At 39.9% G+C, this 23250-nt stretch carries 22 protein-coding genes and 1 riboswitch; all 22 genes read right to left on the bottom strand.

What is annotated here, in order from left to right; genetic code table 11:
• Positions 1-50: 50 nt before the first annotated feature.
• A complete protein-coding gene (locus tag ACE5KN_RS06735) occupies positions 51-1484 on the bottom strand; it encodes a glycosyl hydrolase family 28-related protein (RefSeq protein WP_375524591.1) in 1434 nt (477 codons plus the stop codon).
• A 160-nt stretch (positions 1485-1644) separates the two neighbouring features.
• Complete coding sequence (locus tag ACE5KN_RS06730) at positions 1645-3051, bottom strand: hypothetical protein (protein WP_375524590.1); 1407 nt, start codon at positions 3049-3051, stop codon at positions 1645-1647.
• 41 nt (positions 3052-3092) lie between these two features.
• Positions 3093-4544, bottom strand: a complete 1452-nt coding sequence (locus tag ACE5KN_RS06725; RefSeq protein ID WP_375524589.1) for an O-antigen ligase family protein — start codon at positions 4542-4544, stop codon at positions 3093-3095.
• Complete coding sequence (locus tag ACE5KN_RS06720) at positions 4525-4707, bottom strand: hypothetical protein (RefSeq protein WP_375524588.1); 183 nt, start codon at positions 4705-4707, stop codon at positions 4525-4527. Before ACE5KN_RS06720 ends, ACE5KN_RS06725 begins: the two co-directional genes overlap by 20 nt.
• Positions 4708-5244: 537 nt before the next feature.
• Positions 5245-5328, bottom strand: a riboswitch (cyclic di-GMP riboswitch).
• A gap of 253 nt (positions 5329-5581) precedes the next feature.
• Positions 5582-5857, bottom strand: a complete 276-nt coding sequence (locus tag ACE5KN_RS06715) for a hypothetical protein (RefSeq protein ID WP_375524587.1) — start codon at positions 5855-5857, stop codon at positions 5582-5584.
• A gap of 9 nt (positions 5858-5866) precedes the next feature.
• The gene (rfbD, locus tag ACE5KN_RS06710) at positions 5867-6775 is read right to left on the bottom strand and encodes a dTDP-4-dehydrorhamnose reductase (protein ID WP_375524586.1); all 909 of its coding nucleotides are present in this window, start codon (positions 6773-6775) and stop codon (positions 5867-5869) included.
• Complete coding sequence (gene rfbB, locus ACE5KN_RS06705; RefSeq protein WP_375524585.1) at positions 6762-7787, bottom strand: dTDP-glucose 4,6-dehydratase; 1026 nt, start codon at positions 7785-7787, stop codon at positions 6762-6764. Before rfbB ends, rfbD begins: the two co-directional genes overlap by 14 nt.
• Positions 7788-7807: 20 nt before the next feature.
• Positions 7808-8356, bottom strand: coding sequence for a dTDP-4-dehydrorhamnose 3,5-epimerase (rfbC, locus tag ACE5KN_RS06700; protein ID WP_375524584.1), 549 nt, complete (start codon positions 8354-8356; stop codon positions 7808-7810).
• 14 nt (positions 8357-8370) lie between these two features.
• Positions 8371-9126 carry a sugar phosphate nucleotidyltransferase gene (locus ACE5KN_RS06695; protein WP_375524583.1) on the bottom strand — a complete coding sequence of 252 codons (756 nt, stop codon included), beginning with the start codon at positions 9124-9126 and terminating at the stop codon, positions 8371-8373.
• A 37-nt stretch (positions 9127-9163) separates the two neighbouring features.
• Complete coding sequence (gene murJ / locus ACE5KN_RS06690; protein WP_375524582.1) at positions 9164-10693, bottom strand: murein biosynthesis integral membrane protein MurJ; 1530 nt, start codon at positions 10691-10693, stop codon at positions 9164-9166.
• A 28-nt stretch (positions 10694-10721) separates the two neighbouring features.
• Entirely contained in the window at positions 10722-11849 is a 1128-nt protein-coding gene (locus ACE5KN_RS06685; RefSeq protein WP_375524581.1) for a glycosyltransferase, read from the bottom strand.
• 27 nt (positions 11850-11876) lie between these two features.
• Positions 11877-13160 carry a polysaccharide pyruvyl transferase family protein gene (locus tag ACE5KN_RS06680; RefSeq protein WP_375524580.1) on the bottom strand — a complete coding sequence of 428 codons (1284 nt, stop codon included), beginning with the start codon at positions 13158-13160 and terminating at the stop codon, positions 11877-11879.
• A 29-nt stretch (positions 13161-13189) separates the two neighbouring features.
• Complete coding sequence (locus ACE5KN_RS06675; RefSeq protein ID WP_375524579.1) at positions 13190-14359, bottom strand: DUF1972 domain-containing protein; 1170 nt, start codon at positions 14357-14359, stop codon at positions 13190-13192.
• The gene (locus tag ACE5KN_RS06670; RefSeq protein ID WP_375524578.1) at positions 14340-15764 is read right to left on the bottom strand and encodes a glycosyltransferase; all 1425 of its coding nucleotides are present in this window, start codon (positions 15762-15764) and stop codon (positions 14340-14342) included. Before ACE5KN_RS06670 ends, ACE5KN_RS06675 begins: the two co-directional genes overlap by 20 nt.
• 48 nt (positions 15765-15812) lie before the next feature.
• On the bottom strand, positions 15813-16490 hold the full coding sequence (locus ACE5KN_RS06665) for a sugar transferase (RefSeq protein ID WP_375524577.1): 678 nt from the start codon (positions 16488-16490) through the stop codon (positions 15813-15815).
• Between the two features lie 24 nt (positions 16491-16514).
• Positions 16515-17399: a UTP--glucose-1-phosphate uridylyltransferase GalU gene (gene galU, locus ACE5KN_RS06660; protein ID WP_375524576.1), complete on the bottom strand. Its 885-nt coding sequence runs from the start codon at positions 17397-17399 to the stop codon at positions 16515-16517.
• A gap of 321 nt (positions 17400-17720) precedes the next feature.
• Positions 17721-18410, bottom strand: a complete 690-nt coding sequence (locus ACE5KN_RS06655; RefSeq protein WP_375524575.1) for a CpsD/CapB family tyrosine-protein kinase — start codon at positions 18408-18410, stop codon at positions 17721-17723.
• Positions 18391-19134: a YveK family protein gene (locus ACE5KN_RS06650; RefSeq protein WP_375524574.1), complete on the bottom strand. Its 744-nt coding sequence runs from the start codon at positions 19132-19134 to the stop codon at positions 18391-18393. Before ACE5KN_RS06650 ends, ACE5KN_RS06655 begins: the two co-directional genes overlap by 20 nt.
• Positions 19135-19315: 181 nt before the next feature.
• Positions 19316-21118, bottom strand: coding sequence for an ABC transporter ATP-binding protein (locus ACE5KN_RS06645; RefSeq protein ID WP_375524573.1), 1803 nt, complete (start codon positions 21116-21118; stop codon positions 19316-19318).
• A 10-nt stretch (positions 21119-21128) separates the two neighbouring features.
• The gene (locus ACE5KN_RS06640) at positions 21129-22313 is read right to left on the bottom strand and encodes a nucleotidyltransferase domain-containing protein (RefSeq protein WP_375524572.1); all 1185 of its coding nucleotides are present in this window, start codon (positions 22311-22313) and stop codon (positions 21129-21131) included.
• Positions 22310-22789, bottom strand: a complete 480-nt coding sequence (locus ACE5KN_RS06635) for a lasso peptide biosynthesis B2 protein (RefSeq protein WP_375524571.1) — start codon at positions 22787-22789, stop codon at positions 22310-22312. Before ACE5KN_RS06635 ends, ACE5KN_RS06640 begins: the two co-directional genes overlap by 4 nt.
• Before the next feature lie 5 nt (positions 22790-22794).
• Entirely contained in the window at positions 22795-23094 is a 300-nt protein-coding gene (locus ACE5KN_RS06630) for a lasso peptide biosynthesis PqqD family chaperone (protein WP_375524570.1), read from the bottom strand.
• Positions 23095-23250 lie beyond the last annotated feature (156 nt).

Raw genomic sequence — 23250 nt, 5'->3', positions numbered from 1 at the left:
AAAAGCCATTCTCAGATTTGAGAAAGGCCTTTTTTATCCGAGATTACTCACTAGAAATTTCTCGATATCTCGTACCATCTGGAGCTGAGAAACTTAAATGTAATGGTTCCGTGAGCAGGTAGAGTAGCATTAACCCTGTTCTTTAGGCAAAATTGTGCAGAACCTAGTCCATGTGCAAAAGTTGTGTTGCCATTGTAGGATAAACAAGTGATTTCTTTCCCATCAAACCCACCAGAGAAAGAATTTATTGTTGTAGGAGCAGCTTGTGCCAAGTCTATACCATCATACTTCCCGACTGCTGCCGATGTTTCAGTTCCCTGAAGCGATAATATATAGTAGCTATTGCGGAGTACTCTACCAGCTTCCAAATTGTTAATAGCCACATTATTTCCACCCAAAAGACGGAATGAATTATTAGGGCAATTGTTCCCCTGTACGAAAACAAACTGACAGGTCATATCACATGTCACAGCATAGTGCTCGATTGAATTTAAATCCGTTTCACCATAGTATCCGTAACTACTTCCAATATCGCGCATCGTATTCCCTGCACCTACAGTGATATATCCGCAGTTACCTTCGATTGAAACTCCGTGTCGTGTTGAACGTTCGATTTGATTAACAGCTATGGTTCCAACATTGTATATTTCACCGTTTTGATCTCCGCCTGTTATCCGTATAGCGTCCGATGGTTGCCGTTGTCCTGACCACGGGATTCTATTGTTTGAAATGGTGAAGTTTCTGCAACGAGACAAGATAATACCTTCATAGCCTGCCTCAAAAAACTGATTCCCCGATATTCCGATAAAGTTACCATAATCGATATATAAATTCTGTTCTTTGGTCTGATTCCGCTTGTCATGTCCGGGAAAGAATAGAACGTTATCATCGAACTTCAAACCATCCACACCAAGGATGTGAGCATGTTTTTTATAAATATCACCGAACGCATAGTTTCTGGAGAATGTAATGTCCCCTACTTGGTATTGTTGTGTTGGCGATTCGGGACGATCTACGTATAAACAGTAGTTACAGTTCTTAAATGTGTTTTCTTCCATTTTGATCTTTTCAGACTGATGATAATATTCGCTTGCTATGGGCCTGAAATATAACGGCTTATCTATATTTCTAAAAGTAACCTCTTTTACTTGGCCTATACGTGCGTTTTGGATCTCTATACCAGTGGTCCCTTCAACCAAAGAATCACATCGAATTTCAATATTTTTTATCTTGAAGTAAAGATCCATCGGTAAAATGTCATTTCCTACAATAATGCGTCCGTTAAGCAATTTCCCAAATCCATTTATCTCCACATAAGGCCTTGTAATATTCACCTCACTGAATTTAAAAATACCACTTGGTACTAACACACACCCTCCACCTTTGTCCTGAACTGCATCTATTGCCATTTGAATGGCTTTTGTATCATCCGTTAAACCATCACCAACAGCACCAAAATCTATAATATTGATTACTTCTAACATTCAATCCACCTGCCTCTTTAATTTTTTTAAAGCTTGTCTCATCCGTATTGACACAAAGGATCTATGTAAAAAGACAAATGATTAACTTGAATAAAAAACAAAGTGTATACATTGATCTGGATAATGTGTACACTTTGTTTTAAAATCTTTTGGACCAATATTATCTCCTTATTCCAGTGAATCCGATTACTATCCAATGAGGATCTAACCCAACGGGGCATTGCTTGACCAAAGTAATTGTATCATTTTGCTTTAATACTATAGATGCTGCACCATTAGGAAGCATAATATTTCCGCCATTGTTGATCGTTAAAGTACGTGTGTTATCCCCGCTAGCCCAAACGCGAATAATTAGTTCTTCGCCTTCGAAATGATTTGAAACGATGGTTGTGAGTTGCGTATTTCCGGCTGGAATAGCTACAAAACCAACTTTATGATTGTAGGCATTTAGTGTGGATGAGGATACCGTAATCGTTTCCGTTGTATCTTTAAATGGCAAATTAGTAGGAGATGATCCATAAATGTATGTTCCTCCGCCAGAGGATATACCTTTATGCACAGCACCATTAGCCTTGACAATAAAATTATCAAATGAACCAATAACACTATTACGTGCTTGTACCAGTCTGGCAGCCAGACCAACACGAATCCCATATCCTTCACCGGAGCCGTCCCTGCATGCATTCGCAAAATGAGAATCTTCAACTTTGAACGTTGAGTTCGTTCCAGTATCCACAGCATATTTCAAATTTTCAAACCAACAGCCGCTGAGCACAACATTAGCATTATTTCCACGAACCGCTGTATATGATTTTTGAAAAGTACAATGGTCAAACATAACCGGGCCTACTACTTGATCGTTGGTTGTATTTAAACTGTTGATATAAACATTTTCGCCTGTTAGTTCTTCGCGATCTCCATCAAACTGACAAGCTTCAAATTTTGTTTGACTAAGTTGCCCCGTTATTTCTAAGCACCGTGCTGTGGAGGATCGGCGAATGATCCATACATTTACAAACCGCAAAAATTGGTTAGCCATGTCTCCTCCACTAGCAGAATCTCCATCATTGCAATACAACTTCAACCCGCAACCGCCAAAGTCTCGAATACGTATATCCTTAATTTCCGAATACCATAATCCACCTGTATAGTCAGGTATGATTTGTGCTTTGGCTGTTAAATTCATTCCATTCTGTGAGGGATTAGCGCTATTCCCTAGGACTGAAAACCCACGATAAATTACTCGCTGTATAGGGCCTTGTTCCGCTACATAAAAGAAGTCGAGTTCCGTAGATTTTACAGGTCTAAATGTTGCCCAATTTGATACGATAGACACATGATTTCTCAATCCAATTTTCTTGGCATAATAATCGGATTTCGGAAAAAATAATGTTGCACCACCATGTACCGCATAATAATCTATAATGGCTTGTATTGTATCTGTTTGATCTAGAGGCGAGTTAATATTTACGGAAGATAGACCAGTATCGCCAGGTAATTTAGTGACATTAATGAACTCACTTAGACTCAAAATGAAGTTTTCAAAATCCTGCGGCCCGGATGACATGGACATCCCTCCCCCGCGTAACGTCGATCCAGATAAGGTTTTCATCCCTCTCTACATATATAGTCAGGAAGGTGTGCTTGCGTCCCGGCATTTGTCACTTTTTGTCCTGCCCCTTTATATTTTGACAGGACCCATATAAATCCCAAATGAACCCAAAACATAGCCAAAGTGTGTCCTGGTGTAAAATTGTATGAGACTAACATCACAATAAACCCGCCAACCATACCTATCATATAAGCTTTATGCTTTTGGTCACTGGTTCTCGATATTGTTTTTAGTGCTGACCATAAAACCGAGCCGATGATGAATATGAATATAGTTAGTCCAATAACTCCAGAATCGTGAAGAAAGGCCAAAAACATACTGTTTATCCATTCATCAGGGTCAATATGCTTTATCGAAAAATATCCATTACCAGCAATCGGATGTTTTTCATACCACTCATCCAACGCTATTATAGATTTTTCTTTTCTGAAAGCCCCGGTTCCCTCATCGTCATTAAACAAATTTGTCAATTTTGAAGTCAGTAGTCCTTCCCTGCCTGATGATTGATCAAATACACTTTCGATGAAACCAAACATCGGTACCAACAAAAGAATAGTGCTTAAAACGATTATGTAATTTTTAGGTTTAATCATTTGTTTTCCATAATTCACACCTAAAAACGTAATTCCTAATATACATCCAATCCATGCCGAGCGCGTCCACCCCATAACAATTCCTACGCAGCATAAAATGATACTGAGGAAAATCAGCGGTTTATTACGAATATTTGCATTTGAAAGGAGCATAGTGGCTAAAAAGACAATAGTTACTCCCATGAATGCCGCAAACAAATTTGCTTCAAATAAGCCACCTCGCAAAGTGATTGAAGACCAATTCTCTCCTAGTATTTGACCAGTCATCAATCCGCCATATCTTTCTCCAAAAAGAAATGATCCGGTAATCTGGTTGTAAATGAAACAAACCAATGCATAAACACATTGAAAAACACCCAAACCAATATACAAGTTTATATAGCGATAAATATTCTCTGGATCAAAACTAATAATTTGGCTAACCACGAAAAAACCTAAAAAAGCAAGCATTATCTGCACAATCCCTATAAGTGAAGATGAAAGCACTTCGCTGTTTATCAGTGACACGACTAAGATGTATATCATAAGACTAATGAATAAAACCATTTGCAAATTAATTATGATCCTTACAACTTTATATTTGTGCAATAATACAAACATGACGGATGAACATATGGCCAAAAATCCCAATATCATTTCTGGTCTTATGCTGCTGCCTGAAATTTCAAACATCAATCGGTTAAATGATATACCGATTAAGTAAGTGAACATGGCAGCTTTCCAAGAATGGAGCAACCACACAAATACAACGGCTGCGGCAGCAAGTATTAAATAGTTTGGATTAACAGCCAGCATAAAAGAAATAAGAGTGACAAAGAGAAAGATACAAGGGGTTTTAACGATTTGAGCGAACATTCTCATTTCCCCCTTTCAAATCCAATTTTTCAGCCCAGAAACGTTTGGTTTCCTCCGAAAAGTATCCGTTCTCCAACACTTCCAGCTCTTTGTAGAGTAGTATTTCAGCCTTATCATCTTTCTTGAAACTGACTGTTTTTCTTAAATACTTGTCGTTACCCAAAGATACCCCTCCTGATACATTAAGTATCAATAATAATACAAAATGTAACACAAAGAAAGCAGTTGCGCAATTGTATATTTGTAAAAATCAGCAGCCCAACTACTAAAGAAGTCGGCCAGATGATATTCTGGCCGACTCCATCTCTTCTGCATTACCGGTCATGCAATTTGTCCTGCCAAACGCCTAATTAATCTGTTTTATTTAGTTCATTGGGGGGATTATGTACTGGGGCACTACTTTTACGATCGGGGGAGGGAGACGGAGAAGCTTGTTCGCTTTCACCGAAAGGTTACAAATCATTAATATGCCTTTCGGGTAATAAGTCTTCCGGGTCTTCAGACTGATCCTGAAGGTGTGTCTCATGCGAATCGTTAACCGCTCTCCATTTGTCATAGTCTATTCCAAGATAGTCCAAGACTTCTCTAACTTCGAGTACCACCTTACCATCATCGCGCATTTGCACAACCTTCCTCTCTAACAACGGGAACTATTATTTTTTTACAAGAAGACAAATAATTCCGCAATTATTTATATGCATGTAGAAAGGCCGGTTGCACCACTTGCTCCTAACGTCCTAAGGTGCCCAGATAAGGAACGAAAATCATCGCATCCATTTCTTTAGGAATATCATACCGTATACCATAGAAAATGTTTGGCGAAACTTGTAGAGAGGAATTTGATAATTTCTGTAGAAATTATTCAATCTTTGTTAGTTCAATAGTCCTGAATTCCCCTGCCGCTATTACATTGGTCGCAAGTGAGCAAAACAAGTTATGTCTCTATACCAGCCATCAAACAGTTTTTTCTCAAATTTGAACTAAGTCAGCATTCCAATAGTCCCTTTTTCGGTAATGGAACTATTTTCCTAACAGGCTTATTGATCAGGACCTTTTCTCCTCGAACGATACTTTCTGTTATATTCCTTCACTTTGTCTTTGTTATTCGCCCGCCATTGAAGATTGTATTCTCTTCTTGCTTTGCCGATGACAGGCTTCTTCTTCTCACGCTTCGTCGCAGGAACGATTTCTAACCCCTCCAGGCTTTGGCTCAACCGGGTGTACAGATCGTAGGCATTTTTCTTTCCATACAGGCTTTTATAATGTTTACCTTTATAAGAGATTGCCCATTTCGTATTGTATTTTTTGCGCAAAACAAACGCTCAGCTCCCATGTGAAAAAATTGCATTATTATTTGGAGCATCTCCATACTTCCCATTCAAAACTGAAGTTTGTAAAAAATCGTTTAATCCATCCTCCCAATGCCTTAACATTGGAAAACCGTTTAATTTTAATGCCATATGATTGAAAACCGAATATTTTGGCCGTTTGGCCGGTCTGACAAATTGCTCCGATGTAACCGGAACAAGTTCTGTCTCAATGCCAGTTATTCTAAACACTGCTTCAGCAAATTCATACCAGGAACAATGACCGGCATTGGAAATATGATAAGTGCCGTACTTGTTTGTTATGAATAGCCTGCCTATGCTTTCAGCTAAATCCTTAGTATATGTTGGGCAGCCAATTTGGTCGTTTACAACAGAAACGCTTTTCTTCTCTAAGCCCAATTTAATCATCGTTTTCACAAAATTACTGCCATGTTCTCCGTATACCCATGATGTTCGGACAATAAAATGCTTACTATGAAGACGTTCTACAAAGCATTCTCCCATTCTTTTAGAGCGTCCATAGACATTAATAGGCTCAATCTTTTCAAATTCATCGTAAGGCGCCTCTGCCACACCATTAAAAACGTAATCAGTACTTAAATACACAAGTTTTGCATTTATGACTTCTGCAGCTACAGCAACATTCCGTGTACCGTACCCGTTTACCAAATAAGCCTGCTCTGGCTCTGCTTCCGCCTGATCAACTTTAGTATATGCCCCACAGTGGACAACCACTTCCGGTCGTATATCATGGATAATATCGTTTACTTGCTTATGGTTTGTAATATCAAGCTCTTGCCGCCCATAACCATATACAAGATGTCCCCGGTTTTTAAGATGTTCAACCATATCAAATCCAAGCTGACCATTAGCGCCCGTTACAATAATTTTATACTTGTCCATGCAATGACTCTCCATATTGTTTGGAATAATACTCTAAGTAATCCCCGGATTTTATCCTTTTCCACCATTCTTGATTGTTAAGATACCATTCAATTGTACTAACAATTCCTGTTTCAAATGTATAAGCCGGTCGCCAACCAAGCACCTTTTCAATTTTGGATGGATCGATTGCATAACGCCTGTCATGTCCAAGACGATCCTGAACATATCGGATCAGTTCTTTAGGCTTTTTCAGGTGTCCTAATATGATTTCAACAATTTCAATATTGCGCTTTTCATTATGCCCACCTATGTTGTAAACTTCACCCGAATTACCATTGTGTAATACCAAATCAATTGCCGCGGCATGATCCAGGACATGAAGCCAGTCCCGCACGTTCATTCCGTCACCGTATACAGGCAAAGCTTGATCTTCAAGAGCATTGGTGATCATTAGAGGTATTAATTTTTCAGGAAAATGATATGGCCCATAATTGTTGGAGCATCGAGTAATGTTAACATTCAAACCGAATGTTTCGTGATAGGCAAGAACAAGCAAGTCAGCACCTGCTTTACTGGCTGCGTATGGACTATTGGGGGATAAAGGGGTTTCTTCAGTAAAATAACCTGTTTCACCAAGGGATCCGTATACTTCATCCGTTGATATTTGTACGTATTTTCTAATTCCACACTCTTTCGCAGCGTGAAGCAAAACTTGAGTTCCGGTCACATTTGTGTGTATAAAGATGCCAGGGTCGGCAATGCTTCGATCCACATGTGACTCTGCCGCAAAATTAATAATCACCTCTATATCATAGTTGCGTATTGTATGATTTACTGTATTAGCATCACAGATGTTCCCTTTAACAAAATAATAATTTGAATGAAGCTCAGTATCCTTAAGGTTTTCCAAATTGCCTGCATAGGTTAAGTTATCGAAATTCACAATCACATACTCCGGGTATTTGTTTATCATATATCTAATAAAATTGCTTCCAATAAATCCAGCTCCGCCTGTGACCAGTATATTCATTGACATTCATTCCTCTCTATTTAAAAAAGCATCCCTTCCGACTCATTTATGGTGGGATGCAGCTTATCTTTGTCTGATAGCACTGGATGATCCGTCGGCCAACTGATTCCTAATTCCGGGTCATTCCACAGTAATCCCCTGTCATGTTCTTTTGAATAATATTCATCAACTTTGTAAAGTACATGTGTATTATCAACAATCGTACAAAACCCGTGAGCAAACCCTTTTGGTACTAACAGCTGCCGTTTGTTGGACTCGCTCAATATTACGCCGATCCACTGACCAAAGGTTTGGGAGCCTTTCTGTATATCAACAACTACGTCGTAAATTGCCCCCGCTACCACACGAACTAATTTGGTTTGTGCCTTGGGAGGCAGCTGAAAATGCAGCCCCCGTAATGTCCCCGCTTGAGCCGAGAGCGAATGATTATCTTGAATAAAGTGATAACCGATCCCCTCATTATTGAACTTTTCTTGATTGTAGCTTTCAGTAAAAAAACCCCGGTGATCTCCGAATACATCGGTTTCAATGACCAGGACTCCGTCCAACTTCGTTTTTATAATTTTCATTTTGATATACTCCCTTATTTAGCTGAAACAGCCATTTGGCGTCCGAAATTCAAATCAAAAAATTCACCACGTAACAATTCATTTGCTTTCCCCCAAGATTCATGAGTTCCTGCATCAGTCCACCATCCTTGTAAAATGTCATACGTAAGCTCGCCTTGCTCAATGTATGCGTTATTGACATCTGTAATCTCTAATTCGCCCCGGCTGGAAGGCTTTAAATTTTTAATGATATCGAAAACGCTGGCGTCATACATATAAATACCTGTTACGGCATAGGAGCTTTTAGGCTGCTTGGGTTTTTCCTCTATGGAACGTATCTTAGCACCATCCAGTTCAGCTACACCGTATCTTTCCGGGTCATGTACCTCTTTGAGTAAAATTTTTGCGCCTGAACCTTGTAAGCGATAGTTAGCAATGTAAGGTGTAATATTATCCGAAAATATATTATCTCCAAGTATAACTGCCATTGGTTCATCCCTTATAAAACCTTGAGCCAAACCCAATGCTTGTGCGATGCCACCTGCCTGGTCCTGAACCTTATAAGAAAATGTCACATCAAATTCATGACCGCTTCCCAGTAAATTTACGACATCCCCCATATGCTCACGTCCCGTGATGATGAGAATGTCGATAATTCCTGCTTCTTTCAATTTGTGAACAGCGTGGTAAATCATTGGATACGGACCTACCGGGAGTAAATGCTTGTTGGTCACTTTTGTTAATGGATAGAGCCTTGAGCCTGTTCCACCTGCAAGAATAATACCTTTCATAAAAAAGTTCTCCCCTCTGCAAATATATTGAATGAACCTACATAACTTCTTTACGAACATGATTGCGCACGAATTTACGTTGAACCTGAAGAATGAATTGCATTACATTTAAGCCTTCTACTTTGACTATCAATAGCATGATTGTGAAAAGAAATGCGCCGCTTATACCTGAAATAACAATTTTAAACAGTGAGCTTAGACCATTTGGAAGCAGCATGTTCAACACCATCCAGAAACCCAGCAGAACCATAGATAGCAAAGTCACTTTTACGCAGTTCCCCCAACGAATGCCTGACATCATTTTATACCGCCTATGCACGTCAACGACCAAAGCTGCACTTGCCAAAATCATGGTAATCGAATAGGCGAGCGCAATTCCCAGTAAACCGAACAATCGGGCTAGCACGATGCTAAGAACAATGTTCACAATACAAAACACGATGGTGTTGATCGTCGGTGTCTTCACGTTATTGTTTACAAAATATACACGGTTCAATAAATACCTGATGCATACCCCTATGAGTCCGATACTATATCCACACAGAGCCAACGTTGTTAAATTTAATGCCTGCTCGTCGAATTCTCCTCTATTAAACAAAATATTGATAATATCACGACCATAGACAAGAAGGTAACAGGTAATTGGCAGTATGGACGCAAAGCTGAATATGATGGATTTGTTCATAATCTCGCTGCTGTGTGAAGGATTATCTTTTGCAGATGAAATTTTCGAAAACATAATCATACCGATCGTATTGATGACGATCATGATGACCATTTGGATTAATCGATCCGCATAGGATAACGCTGATATACTTCCAGTTTGCAAAGTACTGGCAATCGTCCGGTCAACAAAGATGCCGACACGTTGGATAATTGTTCCGAAATAGACAGGGAGCAAGAGATACATGAAATTTATCATGGTACTGTCGAATTTGATGTCCACCTTATATGATTCAAGGTTCAAGCCGTCTTTCCGGAGGAGCAACCATAGAATGAACACCTGAACCAGGACGGCTCCCAGCATTCCAAGTCCGATCGATTGGACACCCAACTGATCGGAATAGATCATGATGGATAATATAATGAGCGCGTTAAATGGGATGCTTATTAGCGTTACTGTTTTGTACTTTTCCTGTTTCGTCACGATGCTTTGAAAAACGCCTAATAGAAACGTAGGAATCAATTGGATCATGGAGATGAGGTACACATTAAAAACGAAAGAATAGCTAAATTTACCGCTGGTATTTCTCAAAATAAATTCCATGATTGAACGGTTAAATAAAATAGCTAACAGACATATGAGAGCAAAGAATATTGACCCAATGATCACCAAGTTAAAAATAAATCTCCTGTTATCCAAACAAAAAATCGGTTCCTTTTGGGATAAAGCCGGAATGATTGCAATGGAAAGAGCTGCAACAATTCCGGTCATAAACAATTCAGGTATGGAATATACAAAGTAAAAAATATCAAGTTCCTCGCCAGCCCCGAAATAGTACCCCGTTACGGTTTCTCGTATCAGCCCGGATATTTTGGCAATGATGGAGAGCAATATGATAACCACAAATAAGAATGTAATGTTTTTCTTCACGTCAATTGACCTGCAACAAGGAGTTATACAGATTCATGTGCTTATTCATCATGACCTCTTTAGTAAAGTAATTATGCACTAATGACTGCCCTTGTTTTCCATGTTCGATAATTTTATCAGGATGATCCACGTAAAATTTCATGCTCTCCGCCAGCTGCTCTACATTTCTAGGCTCTACCAGGAGGCCGTTAACATGATGCTGAATCACTTCCGGCACACCGTTAACATTCGAAGCGATAACAGGAGTTCCCGCACAAAGACTTTCCAGAATAACCATTGGAAAACCCTCGAACATAGAGGGCAGTACCAGTACGTCAATACTTGCCAGAATATTGGGTATATCCGTTCGGAAGCCAAGCAATGACACATGCGCGTCGAGATCATGTTCTTTCACCATACGTCTTATTTCCATTTCCTGATCACCCGTACCTACGATTTGCAGTTTTATCCTGTTTGCATAATCGGGATCCTTTACGACCTGATTGAATGCTTGAATTAAGTAAGGGATGCCCTTTTGTTTGGATAATCGGGAAACAAAGCCGAATGTTAATTCACCCTTTTCATCCGGTATATTGTTACTTACGTGATGATATTTTTGAATATCAATCCCATTGTGAATTGTAATTATATTTTTAATATTATGTAGTTGTTCATATTTCCTTTTTAAATCGTTAGAAACGGTAATGATTTGGTCGGTCATTACTTTGCCCAACACCGATTCGATCATTGTGTAGGTTAGTCTTCTGGACTTGGAAATCGTGTAACGATTTTCGTTAATTAACAAATGGAGAGTCCAAATATTTACTGGCTTTTTCTTTGATAGAAATCCTGCGACCCTCCCAAATAGTCCGCCTCTGCTTCCATGAGAGTGAATAATATCAATGTCGTAATGATCAATATAATGTTTTAATTTATTAATGGATTTGATATCATAAATACTATTCATCTCCAAATCCAATAATTGGTCCTTACCGATGGAATGTTTTTGAAAGAAGTCAGCTCTTGCCGGGCCGCAAAGATAGGGAGTAAATTGACTCCGATCAACGTTTTTAAATAAATAAGTTATTACTTCTTCTTCTCCACCCGGCTCTTGAAAGGCCCCTAAAAACAAAATGTTTTTTTTCTTCACAGCTACTCTCCTTTATTAGCTCCTGCTCTAAAGTTCCATACTTAAATTACTTGTTTTTCGGGTAAGTGCTTCCCCGTTCCCATTGTTCAATTTACCCTTTATTAATTGATTCAAAAGAACATTATTAAGTCTGGATTTATCTTTGATTTTCGGAACAGACAAGGCAAGGATCTCTTTCATCGAATCAAGGGAATGAATAGCGCTATCCACCTTTTGAATGAGCTCCTTCTCCTTAATTCCTTTAATATTTAGCACATAATCTCCCAACCCAACGTCCTGCATGATACCATCGGTCTTCAGGTCGTAAGATATAGCCACACAAGGTACATGTTCCGATAAAGCAAAAATGTTGGAATGCATCCTTGTGCCAATAAATAAGTCCATTTTTGAATACAAATATTTCAGTTCTTCCGGAGTTAAGTTGTCATCAACCAAGTGAACAGAATCGTTTTTTAAGAACTCTTGATACACCTCCGTACTAATCAGTAAATCATTGTCCGGTCCTGGGCCGATGACTTGTGGCATGAGATAAATACTTGCATTATAATTTGATAAAATATGCTTAATCATATTTATAACAGCCATTTTATAGTTCTCAAGTAGACCGGCTCGATCTGCTTCACCAGGAAAATGCCACGTACGCATAGTGATCCCGATTTTTAATTTTTGCTGAAAAGGAATATTTACATTCACTTCTTTCTTATCAAGAAGGAAAGCAATGTCACTTGTGTGGAAATAATTCTTGGCGTCAGGGATAAAGCCACATAAATAGTTATAGGAAATAGTCTCTCTCGGAAGAATCAACGATGACTTCTGCAAAAGATTCTTAATTCTTGATTTAACAAATTCATTTCCGAATGTTCCGACCGTTTGTGCATAGATGACGAATTTTTTTCTATATTGCAGGGCTGTGATAAACTGGACGTAGTGATACATAAAATCACCTAAAAACTGGGCAAGATTCCTGGCTTTTAAATACCCGCCCCCACAGCTCACCACAATATCCGCATTTTTTATGTCCTTTGACGTAGAATTAAACGGGACTCCAAGAGCATTAAGCAAATAAATCAAACAGAATAAGAAAACATTTCTAATGATTTTCATTAATCTGCTCTTGCCTGTATACGGTGTAATCAAACAATCGATAACCTCACAGTCCCCATATTTCCCCTGATCGAGATCTTTGTATAAGGAGATCACCTTAATTTTAGAATCCGGATATTCTTTCTTAAATTCCTGTACCATGGCTCTAATAATGCCGGCATCCCCTTTATTCAGGTAACAGTATGCATTAGATATAATGATGTTCATTTTCTAAAAACTCCTTTTATTCGGCAGAATTAAGAGGTTACCTTTACCCCTTCATGCGTAGTCGTTAACATAACATAATCCGCTGATTTTTGTTGTGTAATATTTTTGTATGAATCCGCGACCTTATCCCATTGATAGTGCAGCTTAATTCGGTGTTTCATTGCTAATGACTGATCCTCCAAATGTAACGATTCAATAAAAACTTGACTCAGGTTCTCAATGGTAAACCGTCTTCCCTGAGCACCCAAGACTTCTTCGCTGAAGGGGCAGTCGATGGCCAATATCCTTTTAGTCGATTGCATAGCTTCCAGCAGTGCTGGATTCGTTCCGCCGACAGAATTTCCGTGTACGTAACAATAAGCACAATTCCTCAAAACTGTCAGTTCAGTTGGGTTATAATTTGCCGGAAATACCTTGATGCCCCTCCTTCCCGATTCAGCTTTAATTTTCAATGCATATTCCGTCTCATCCTTCAATCCAATTAGCACGTATTGATACCCAAGGTCTCCTAATAGGGAATTTTGAAATTGTTTGATAATTTCCAGTGGCAAATTGTCCGGTTCAAAACGTGTGATCTGCAAAAAATATTTCCCCTCTTCCAGTCCGTATTTCCCAAGAATCTCCTTCTTCATTTCACTGCCATACTCTTTGTTTTCAGAAGCACCATAAGGTATAAACTGTGTTTTTTTCTTGAATGTCTTCTTATAGTAGTTTTGAATCGAAACCGAATCGGATATCAGGGTTCTACATAACAAACAAATAAAGAAGGAAGATAAAAAATAATAGGCCTTGAAGGGGAGAGACCATTTTGCTCTTCTCCATTCAAGGCCATCCGTATTTATTGCCATTCTCACACCTGTAAGTAAAGTTAAAAGAATACCCGGAAAGTTAGCATTATTGAACCAAAAAATGAAATCATATTCTTTCCTGTGTTTTATTAAATATAGTCCTGTATGAATTGAGGAGACAAAGGTATCGAGCTTCCTGTGCTTACTTCCTTTTATGTAGACTAATTCTCGTCCTTCGTACGTCTCCTTATTTATTTTCTGATCCTTATCCCCTCTGCAAAAAACCTCACAGTGAATACCGTTTTTTACAAAGCGTTTTGTTATTTCATCTAGCGCTGTTTCAAATCCTCCGTAATTGGCCGGGAGCCCTCTTGTACCACAAAAGGCTACCCTAAAATTGGATTGGTTCATGTTCAATCCGCCCCTCCTCAACAATATCGCCCGTATCTAACATTGTGCTCTTGTATAAGTCAACGATTGTAGCTGTATGTCTGTTCATGGAAAAGTCGAAATCACAACTAACAATATTTCTGTTCATTTGCGCAAGAGCTTCCCTATGGTTCAAAACGGAGATCAAGTGTTTTGCCAGATCTTCTGAGTTCGGCCTGCATACCATGCCTGTAACACCATCATCAATCAGGTCCTTAAAACCAACACAATCTGTAACGAGTGCCGGTACCCCATGGGATAATGCCTCCAAACCAATGAAACCAAAGGTTTCCTTCCATATACTTGGAATGATTATAAGATCCGTTTCGTTAAAGATTTCAGGGAGCTGATGATGTTGGTATTTTCCAAAAAATTGGATCTTCTCTGCATCATATTGAATGCCAGTTGGCTCGACATCACCGTAGACCCTTAATCTCCAATCATCCCGATCCTTTAATTGCTCCAAGGCATGAAGCAGCATATAAAAGCCTTTATATCTGTCAACCGGTCCAAGGTATGACAAATATAAAGGCTTAGTATGGTCTGAATAATTTTTTACTTTTCTGCAGTCTTGTATATCTTGATGTGTAATGGATATAACCTTTCCTTTTGGAGTCATATATTTCTCATATTCTTTTCGAGCTACTGTACTGTTAAAGTGAAATGTGTTAACCAAGGACAGCATTTCGGTATAGTAATGTCTCAGCCTAACATAACTATCAGCTAATGAAGGGTCAGGTTGATCAACATTGCCTTCCAGTCCATTCATCGTCACAACTTTTTGTTTATCCACTTGCTTTGCACGTATTTTATTAATAATTGGATTATATTTTAATTCCCTGTACATCTTCGATTGCATAATCGAAATTTTCAATATACTGTAGCCATGTTGATTACATTTCACACATTTCAGACCATTTTCATAATCATCACATATGTTACCAGTCCAGTCCATTAAGTTAACCTTAGGACAGATACCGAAGTAATCATGTGAAGTAAAAACCATTTTAATTCCCAGTTCCTTGGCTGCTTCAAGAAGTTCTTTATGAATACCCATGAGCGTGTGGAGATGAATGATGTCCGGTTTGTAATGGTGCAAAAAGTTAATATAGATGCTTCTTGGAGCTTGCTTCAAGAATTTTTCAACATTTTTAATACCACCAAGCAAGGAGACCGGTTGGGGATTAACGATTTCATAAACATCAATTCCCTTATACATGTCATTACTTATGATTTTAAGTTTACCACCTACCCTAAAATGGCCTGGATAAAGCACACCGACTTGATGGGATAATGAAACCTGGTTTGCCATTAAATCAATGGAATATCTCGTTAGTCCGCCAGTTCGGTAAGGAGGTAGACCTAAAGAGACGTGGAGTATTTTCATTCAACTACCTCCAGGTATACATAAAATTTCTGCCAACGTGTTGTTTCTTCAAAACGCATTATCAGAACCGAATAACACTTTAAAGGTTAACAAAATAATTTTCATATCATAGACCATACTTCGGTTCTGAATATACTGAATATCCAACTCCACCATTTCTTCAAATCCAACGTGATTACGTCCGCTTACCTGCCACAGGCCCGTGCACCCAGGGGTAACCTCAAGTCTTTTCCAGTGGAATGAGTTGTATTCCTTTACTTCTCTCGGCAATGGTGGCCTTGGTCCTACCAGGCTCATCTCACCCTTCAGTACGTTAAACAGCTGTGGCAATTCGTCCAAGCTCGTTTTCCTTATGATTTTGCCTACTTTTGTAATCCGCGGATCTTCTTTGATCTTGAACATCAAGCCACTGACTTCATTTTTGTCCAACAATTTCTCAAGCAACTCCTCCGCATTAGACACCATAGAACGGAATTTATACATGTTAAAAGGTTTTCCGTTCTTTCCTATTCTCTGCTGCTTGAATAGAACCGGGCCTTTGGGATCCTCCAACTTAATGAATAATGCAACTAAGATCAACACAGGGAGCAAAAATACAATGCCAAATAACGCCCCAAGGATATCCAGAGTTCTCTTGGATACTAGATAAACTCTTGGGTTTTTAGCGGCAGTAGGAACATACCTTCCTGTTTCAGCAAACTGAGTTTCTTTGGTATAATCTTGCAACCCCTGCTCCCCCCTCTGTCAGATTCATTGCGTGCGTACCAGATTTCTATATACAATAGCCTCCATTGCCTTTAACAATTCCCCACTGAGCTCGCCGTCTCTCAACGCATAATCTAAAGTTGTTAGGATAAAGCCTAGCTTATCGCCAACATCATACCGGATACCTTCGAAATGAAAGGCATTAACGCCCTGAATACGATTCAATTTCTGAATGGCGTCCGTCAGTTGTATTTCTCCTCCGGCACCCTCTTCTTGCGCAGACAATATTTCGAAGATTTCAGGCGTTAAAATGTAACGACCCATAATGGCCAGATTAGAGGGAGCAGTCCCAAGTGGCGGTTTCTCCACAAATGTGCCGACTTGATACAACCGGTCGTTTTGGGTTAACGGATCGATAATGCCATATCGGGAAGTGTCTTGTTCCGGTACCGGCTGTACCCCGATTACCGATGTGCCGGTTCTCTCATATTGTTGAATCAGTTGCTTTAAGCAAGGAGTGTCGCTATGTACGATATCGTCTCCAAGAAGAACGGCGAAAGGCTCGTCGCCGATAAAACGTCTTGCACACCATACCGCGTGTCCAAGCCCCTTCGGTTCCTTCTGGCGAATATAGTGAATGTCTACGCTGGAGGGGCGGCGCACTTCTTCAAGCAGTTTCAACTTCCCCTTCTCCACCAAGTTGGTTTCGAGCTCGAACGCATGATCGAAGTGATCCTCGATCGCACGCTTTCCCTTGCCCGTCACGATGATGATATCCTCTATTCCCGACTCTACTGCTTCCTCCACAATGTACTGGATCGTAGGCTTGTTAATGATCGGCAGCATCTCTTTGGGCATTGCCTTGGTAGCCGGTAAAAATCTTGTACCTAACCCAGCTGCTGGAATGATTGCTTTGCGTACCTTCTTCATAGATTGTTCCCCTCCGTTTTTTTACTATGTCTCCTGCTCAGCCTCAATTATGTTGGATACAAAACCAAGATCTGCAGCGTTCCGGTTTGGAAGGCTGTACATCTTGGCTTTCTATCAATAAAAGAGAAATATAGTGGGCATCGAACCCGTCCTCACACCACACCACCGACGATCAACGTCTAAGGTTCCATGAACCCACAGCATGGTCGAGTGCCCACGGTGATAAAGGTACAGTAGGCATTACCTATAAGTTTTTAAATTTAAATAGTTATTTCCTATTATATTGAAATAAGAAACAATTTATTTTTGGGAAAACTGCCCCTATGCCCTGTTTTCGTAGTAAAACTCTTCCTGTTTACTCTTTTTATTGCGTTTTGCATTGTTGAGAACGACACCCAGAAGTCTCGCTCTGGCATGTTCCAAATGTTCTTTCACTTTGATAACAGCTTCGCGCTTGGCTTTCCCTGCGTTGACCACGAGAATAACCCCATCGCATTGGGCGGCAACAACTTGGGCGTCTGTAACAATTAAAGAAGGCGGAGTATCGATAATGATGATAGAGTAATTCTCCTTCAAATCTTCCAGCATTTCCATGAAATTATGGGAAGAGAGCATTTCCGACGGATTGGGAGGAATAGGTCCCGATGTGATTAGCGACAGGTTATCGATAGGCGTTTCCTGTATCATTTCATTAACGGAGTACTGTTTAGCAATAATATTGGAAAGCCCGCCACGATTATCCTTGTTAAAGATGCTGTGAATGATCGGTTTGCGAAAGTTTGCATCAATCAGCACTACATTTTTCCCCGCCTGAGCGAAAGCTGTCGCCATATTTACCGCTGTTGTAGTTTTGCCTTCCAGGGGACTGGCTGAAGTAACGGCAATCGTCTTCAAATCATGATCAAAAGCTGAAAATTCGATATTCGTACGTAACGTACGGTAGGATTCTGCTATAAATGATGCCGGGTTAATATCCATAGCCAAGGGGTATTTAAGAGTTAACTGTCGCATAAGGAGATCCCTCCAGATTTTGTTTATTTAGTTTTTGATCCTGTGGAATCAAGTCGTCCCTCATAATGACAGCAACAACCGCAAACGTCGGCACTCCAAGGAGTTCAGTGATATCTGCCTCGCTTTTAACAGTGTCATCCAGATACTCTAGAAGGAATGCGGTACCAACCGATAACATCAACGCTACTATAAAAGCTATAACGACATTTAAAATCGGGTTCGGAGAAACATCATAAGCATTCTTCGCCTCACTAAGAATCTCCACGTTATCGACACTCATAATGGTCGGGACCGTTTCTTTAAATACCGATGTTACGGCATTCACGGTTTTTATGGCGTTATCATAAGAACGATCTTGAGTGGATAATGTCATGACTTGTGAATCATTTACAGTACCAATTTTAATTTTTCCTATTAATTGGTCTGCGGTTAGTCCAAGCTCAGGATGCTTCTTGACAACCCGGTCCATTACCGTATATGTCAAAACAATCTCTTTATATGTATTGACCAATTGAATATTCAAATTGACTTCATTTAAATCAAGCTTGCTTTCTTTGGATTTATTTACAATTATTTTAGAAAAAGCTTGATACGACGGATTAGTAAAGAAGTAACTATATATGCCTGTTGCAAAAGTTACAACAATCACACAGGCAGCAATAAGCCACAACCTCTTTCTTAATACTGCGGCATATTCCTTAATCCCCATTGACGGCTCCATCATCCTTTAATCGCCTCCGCTAAGATCTAGTTTCTATTCAAAGTGAATGAGTGAACAATGCGATTGATACAATTGGTATCATTTGGTGTATAATTTCACTTTATGATACAATTAGTATCATGTCAAGCAAAATTCCTTTTTGTTTTGTCGTTTTTTCTCGAAAGCGCATCCATCTCTTTTTCTCTCAATTGTTCATTTCCGTTTGATACCTCAATAGTTGGCCAAAAACTCCATTCATTTCTTTAGAAAGCTGTTGATACCCGCCTTCTTGAATAATCCGGCCATCTTCCAGTACGAGCACTTGATCGGCGTTTCGAATCGTCGAAAGCCGATGAGCAATGACTATAATGGTCATTTCTTCTTTTAGTCTGTTAAGGGCAACTTGTATTCTTCTCTCATTTTCAGCGTCTAACGCACTTGTAGGCTCATCAAGCACAAGAATAGAAGGATTCCGTAAGATCGCCCTTGCCAGTATCAACCGCTGTCTTTCGCCTCCCGACAGTCTGACTCCGCGGTCGCCAATCTCGGAATCAAGCCCAAGAGGAAGACGTTCAATAAACTCATCCGCAGCAGCTAACTTTAGGGCATCCCATAAATGTTCTTCGCTCGCCCCTGGATTCATCATCAGAAGGTTTTCTCGAATGGTTGTATGGAACAAGAACGGATCTTGAGGGACATATCCAATAGAGCCCCTAAGTAAAAGTACCGTTTCATCTGTAAGAGGCAAACCGTCCACCGCTACTTCCCCTCTTTCAGGGCGTAACAGCCCCATCAACATATCTATTAAAGTGCTTTTTCCTGCACCGGATTTTCCTATAATAGCGGTCATCCGATTGGCCGGAATGAACAAATTAATATTTTTAAGAGCATAGAACTCCTGGCTTCGCTCGTAGCGGAAGTAAACGTCCCGGCACTCAATTCCTTCTTTCACTCGAAAAGCATTTGCACTGCGGGTACGATCTAAGGCTATCGATTCAACAGCACTTTCACATTCTTTCTGTATATCAACCAGGTTCTTGAACGCAGGAAGTGTCGATGCAATCTGTTCCAAATTAGACTGTATTCCAGTAAATCTTGGCCACAAACGTGAGAACAGAATTATAATGATCATCAATTGACCGGCCTGCGTATGAAATACTTCCAAAGACAAGTAAATAAACAGCCCAATCAGTATTGCTGAAGATGTTTTATACAATAATTGGGAGTTAGATTGTACTTTTATTTGTTCGACTACATTTAATTCAATGTCATGATTTAGTTTGCGAAACCAGGAAATATGAGATTGTTCAAGCATATTACTCTTTATATCTTTAATCCCGTTTAACTGATCGTTTATACCGGCATAATAATTTTTCGCCAGTTCAGTCGTTTGATTGCCATATTCTCTAGAATACTTTATAAATTTTCGTGAAATAAAAGCCAGCAGTATTCCGCATAAAAGAACTAACAGGGTCATCTTGACGGATAGCCAAAGTGCTATGCCAATTTGGATAACCATGAAAGTCATTGATGTTATAAGCCGCAGAAAAAGAGTTGTTCCATGATTCACTCTGCCCAGCTCGGAAGTCAGGATATGCTGAAAATCAGACTTTCTTCGCTTCAGGTGAAAAATCCAGTTTGCTCTTAGCAATGCCTGATAAATATCCAATCTTAAGCTCCGCATGAAGCCTTGTTGAATTTTGGCATCCAGCACGGATTGATTTTTCTGTAACAGAGCCTGTGCTGAAATAACTAATATAAATATCCCTAAAATGACAGCAAGCTGATAGGCTGTGGGTATCGTCCGGAGTACTGCATCGAAAATTGAAATGAATGAAACATTACCTATATGAACATCGAATATTCCGATTAAACTCAGCATGGGTACAAGCAGAAATATCCCGATCCCATCAAGTAAACTTATTATGATCATGCAGAACAGGTTCAAATACAGTTTAATGCCGGCAAAAGCATGCAGTTTGTTCACGAACAGCAGGACATTTCCCATATTTCCCTCCCTAAGCATGCGTCCTATGCTTCATTTGCCGCCAGAACCATAAAAATGGACGTAAAGGGAAATATATAAAGTGCAATGATTTCGGCAACGGCAGCAGTTCCGCATCATAAGAAGTAGGATGAAGTATGCTAATGTAATATTTATATTTTTGAGACAATGGCATTAACGAGATGAAATAACGGTTTAAGCGGCCTGCTAAATACTTAGGGGGAGTTGGAAATAAGTCCGCTTTCTCTTTTATAAAAAAAATGGATTGCCGCGCAATTTGAAAAGCATGTCTGTTGAATGTTAAAAACTCCTTGGATTGTGTTAATGGTGTCTGAAGTAGTTCTGAAGCCAGCAACAACGATTGTCCAGCTATATGAAGGTTTTGATGCTTTTTGAGCAGAAAACAAATAACTTTCCAATTTAGCCCTTTCCTTACCAGGCGGTCTATATCGACCAGCCATCGAAGGCGGGACCAAGCGTGACGGGCTCCATGGGAAGTGAGAAATAGAAATAGATCCTCCTCCCCAAGAAAATAGACCGGCTCAGATGTAAGAGAACTGCGGACTTTTCGTTCCCAGAGCTCTTTAAAGTCGGGTTCATTACCAATGCCTAATTTCAATCTCCAATGCAGTTCAACTTCAATTTTTTTTTGAGGATGAAAATAATTGATATGATGGGTCCTCCACTTCCAATCACCCAAAATACGAGGGAATTCATCTTTTAATTTATATCCGCAATTTTTTAGAATTTCTTCTGATTTCTCAATGTCAGCTGCATGAATCAAAATATCCAAATCTCTCGATGTTCTAAGCGAAACATCCCCATACAATGCTTCAGCAAGCACTGGCCCTTTCAGCATTAGGGTAGGAATTCCGTTTTCGTTGAAAATTTTGCAAATGGTCTCCATTTCTCCGCTTAGATGAAGCATTTGGAACGTATTCCTTATGTAATCTGAATGCAGGTTTTGTAACACTCGCGCAGGGATCAGCCCTTTGTCTACATTCTTCAGCTTTAGATAAATCAGGGGATATACCCGGTGGTGTCTGACAAGATCCAGAAATCGGTCCCAGTCCACATCCGACAGTTTATCTTTCATATTTTCAGATATGTCTGTTTCATCGCGTTCCTGCAGCAATTCAAGCAGCAGCGTTAATTCCTTTGGAAAATGTGCTGTATTGAGATGGAATGTACGATTCATGCTTTGCTTAATCCCCTTTTGCCCGCTTTAGAATTCATTGGTTTCCCGAACGTTCCTACCACGGTGAACTTCTCCATTTCCTCGAATCCGGTGATGTATAACGAACCGCTTCGTACCCAAGCGTGGGCGATCATTTTGCCGGCATGATCCTTGGCCGTCCCCATATACAATGTGCTTTCAATCCCCCGCCGTTCCAGCATCTTTACTGCTGCAATCGCCTTGACGAGACACGTGCTTTCCCAGAGCGTATGGCGGCTCATCGTCTGAACTGCATATGAGATAGCTCTTAATGCCGGTTCATGCCGGGGATCTTGCGTATGCGGTGTTTCTAACATGGAGGCTCCCAGGGAAGGGGCGACTCTGGAAAAAGGCAAACTTTTTAATATTCGGGCCCAGGCCAGGTAAAAACAGGCTTCCATGAACAGCTTGCGCTTTGATGGGGGAGAGGAAATGAATTTCGAAATCTTGCTCCACATGGAATTCACGCGCTTACTTCCGCCTCAAGCTGAATCAGGCCTTCCTTATATAAGGCTGCCACAAAGCTGATCACCTGCCGTTCGCACAGTTCCCGCTCTATGTCATACTCAGAAACAAGCACATCGACAATCTGACTGATTGTAGCAGGCGATGCTGCAAGCTCCCAAATTCTGCCCCCAACTTTTCCGAGATTGTAATACTTCCCGCTTTCTATGCTCATCATGACTTTATCCCCGTCCATATCGCTGGCCAGATTCCCGCTGGACTGAAGTATCGTATCATGTACAGAAATATTATTTTTCATGAATGCTCTTTCACCCCTTGATGATACATAATGTATATTTATTTCTTAATTTATAATTTATGATACAAAACGTATCTAGTCAAGCAAAACTTTTTTATTTTTGTCGAATTGAAAAAGCCCTTATAAGGAACGAACCGTACAAGGGCAATGGGACCT

The sequence above is a fragment of the Paenibacillus terreus genome (assembly GCF_042138595.1).
GTDB lineage: Bacteria > Bacillota > Bacilli > Paenibacillales > Paenibacillaceae > Paenibacillus > Paenibacillus terreus.
Note: the sequence above shows the minus strand (reverse complement) of the source record. Positions and strands in the feature narration are given on the sequence as shown.

What these genes read in the sequence shown, in the direction of transcription:
- ACE5KN_RS06735 (WP_375524591.1), bottom strand. Translation starts at nt 1,484, where the DNA reads ATGTTAGAAGTAATCAATATTATAGATTTTGGTGCTGTTGGTGATGGT.
- ACE5KN_RS06730 (WP_375524590.1), bottom strand. Translation starts at nt 3,051, where the DNA reads ATGTCATCCGGGCCGCAGGATTTTGAAAACTTCATTTTGAGTCTAAGT.
- ACE5KN_RS06725 (WP_375524589.1), bottom strand. Translation starts at nt 4,544, where the DNA reads ATGTTCGCTCAAATCGTTAAAACCCCTTGTATCTTTCTCTTTGTCACT.
- rfbD (WP_375524586.1), bottom strand. Translation starts at nt 6,775, where the DNA reads ATGGACAAGTATAAAATTATTGTAACGGGCGCTAATGGTCAGCTTGGA.
- rfbB (WP_375524585.1), bottom strand. Translation starts at nt 7,787, where the DNA reads ATGAATATACTGGTCACAGGCGGAGCTGGATTTATTGGAAGCAATTTT.
- rfbC (WP_375524584.1), bottom strand. Translation starts at nt 8,356, where the DNA reads ATGAAAATTATAAAAACGAAGTTGGACGGAGTCCTGGTCATTGAAACC.
- ACE5KN_RS06695 (WP_375524583.1), bottom strand. Translation starts at nt 9,126, where the DNA reads ATGAAAGGTATTATTCTTGCAGGTGGAACAGGCTCAAGGCTCTATCCA.
- ACE5KN_RS06680 (WP_375524580.1), bottom strand. Translation starts at nt 13,160, where the DNA reads ATGAACATCATTATATCTAATGCATACTGTTACCTGAATAAAGGGGAT.
- ACE5KN_RS06675 (WP_375524579.1), bottom strand. Translation starts at nt 14,359, where the DNA reads ATGAACCAATCCAATTTTAGGGTAGCCTTTTGTGGTACAAGAGGGCTC.
- ACE5KN_RS06670 (WP_375524578.1), bottom strand. Translation starts at nt 15,764, where the DNA reads ATGAAAATACTCCACGTCTCTTTAGGTCTACCTCCTTACCGAACTGGC.
- galU (WP_375524576.1), bottom strand. Translation starts at nt 17,399, where the DNA reads ATGAAGAAGGTACGCAAAGCAATCATTCCAGCAGCTGGGTTAGGTACA.
- ACE5KN_RS06655 (WP_375524575.1), bottom strand. Translation starts at nt 18,410, where the DNA reads ATGCGACAGTTAACTCTTAAATACCCCTTGGCTATGGATATTAACCCG.
- ACE5KN_RS06650 (WP_375524574.1), bottom strand. Translation starts at nt 19,134, where the DNA reads ATGATGGAGCCGTCAATGGGGATTAAGGAATATGCCGCAGTATTAAGA.
- ACE5KN_RS06645 (WP_375524573.1), bottom strand. Translation starts at nt 21,118, where the DNA reads ATGGGAAATGTCCTGCTGTTCGTGAACAAACTGCATGCTTTTGCCGGC.
- ACE5KN_RS06640 (WP_375524572.1), bottom strand. Translation starts at nt 22,313, where the DNA reads ATGAATCGTACATTCCATCTCAATACAGCACATTTTCCAAAGGAATTA.
- ACE5KN_RS06635 (WP_375524571.1), bottom strand. Translation starts at nt 22,789, where the DNA reads ATGTGGAGCAAGATTTCGAAATTCATTTCCTCTCCCCCATCAAAGCGC.
- ACE5KN_RS06630 (WP_375524570.1), bottom strand. Translation starts at nt 23,094, where the DNA reads ATGAAAAATAATATTTCTGTACATGATACGATACTTCAGTCCAGCGGG.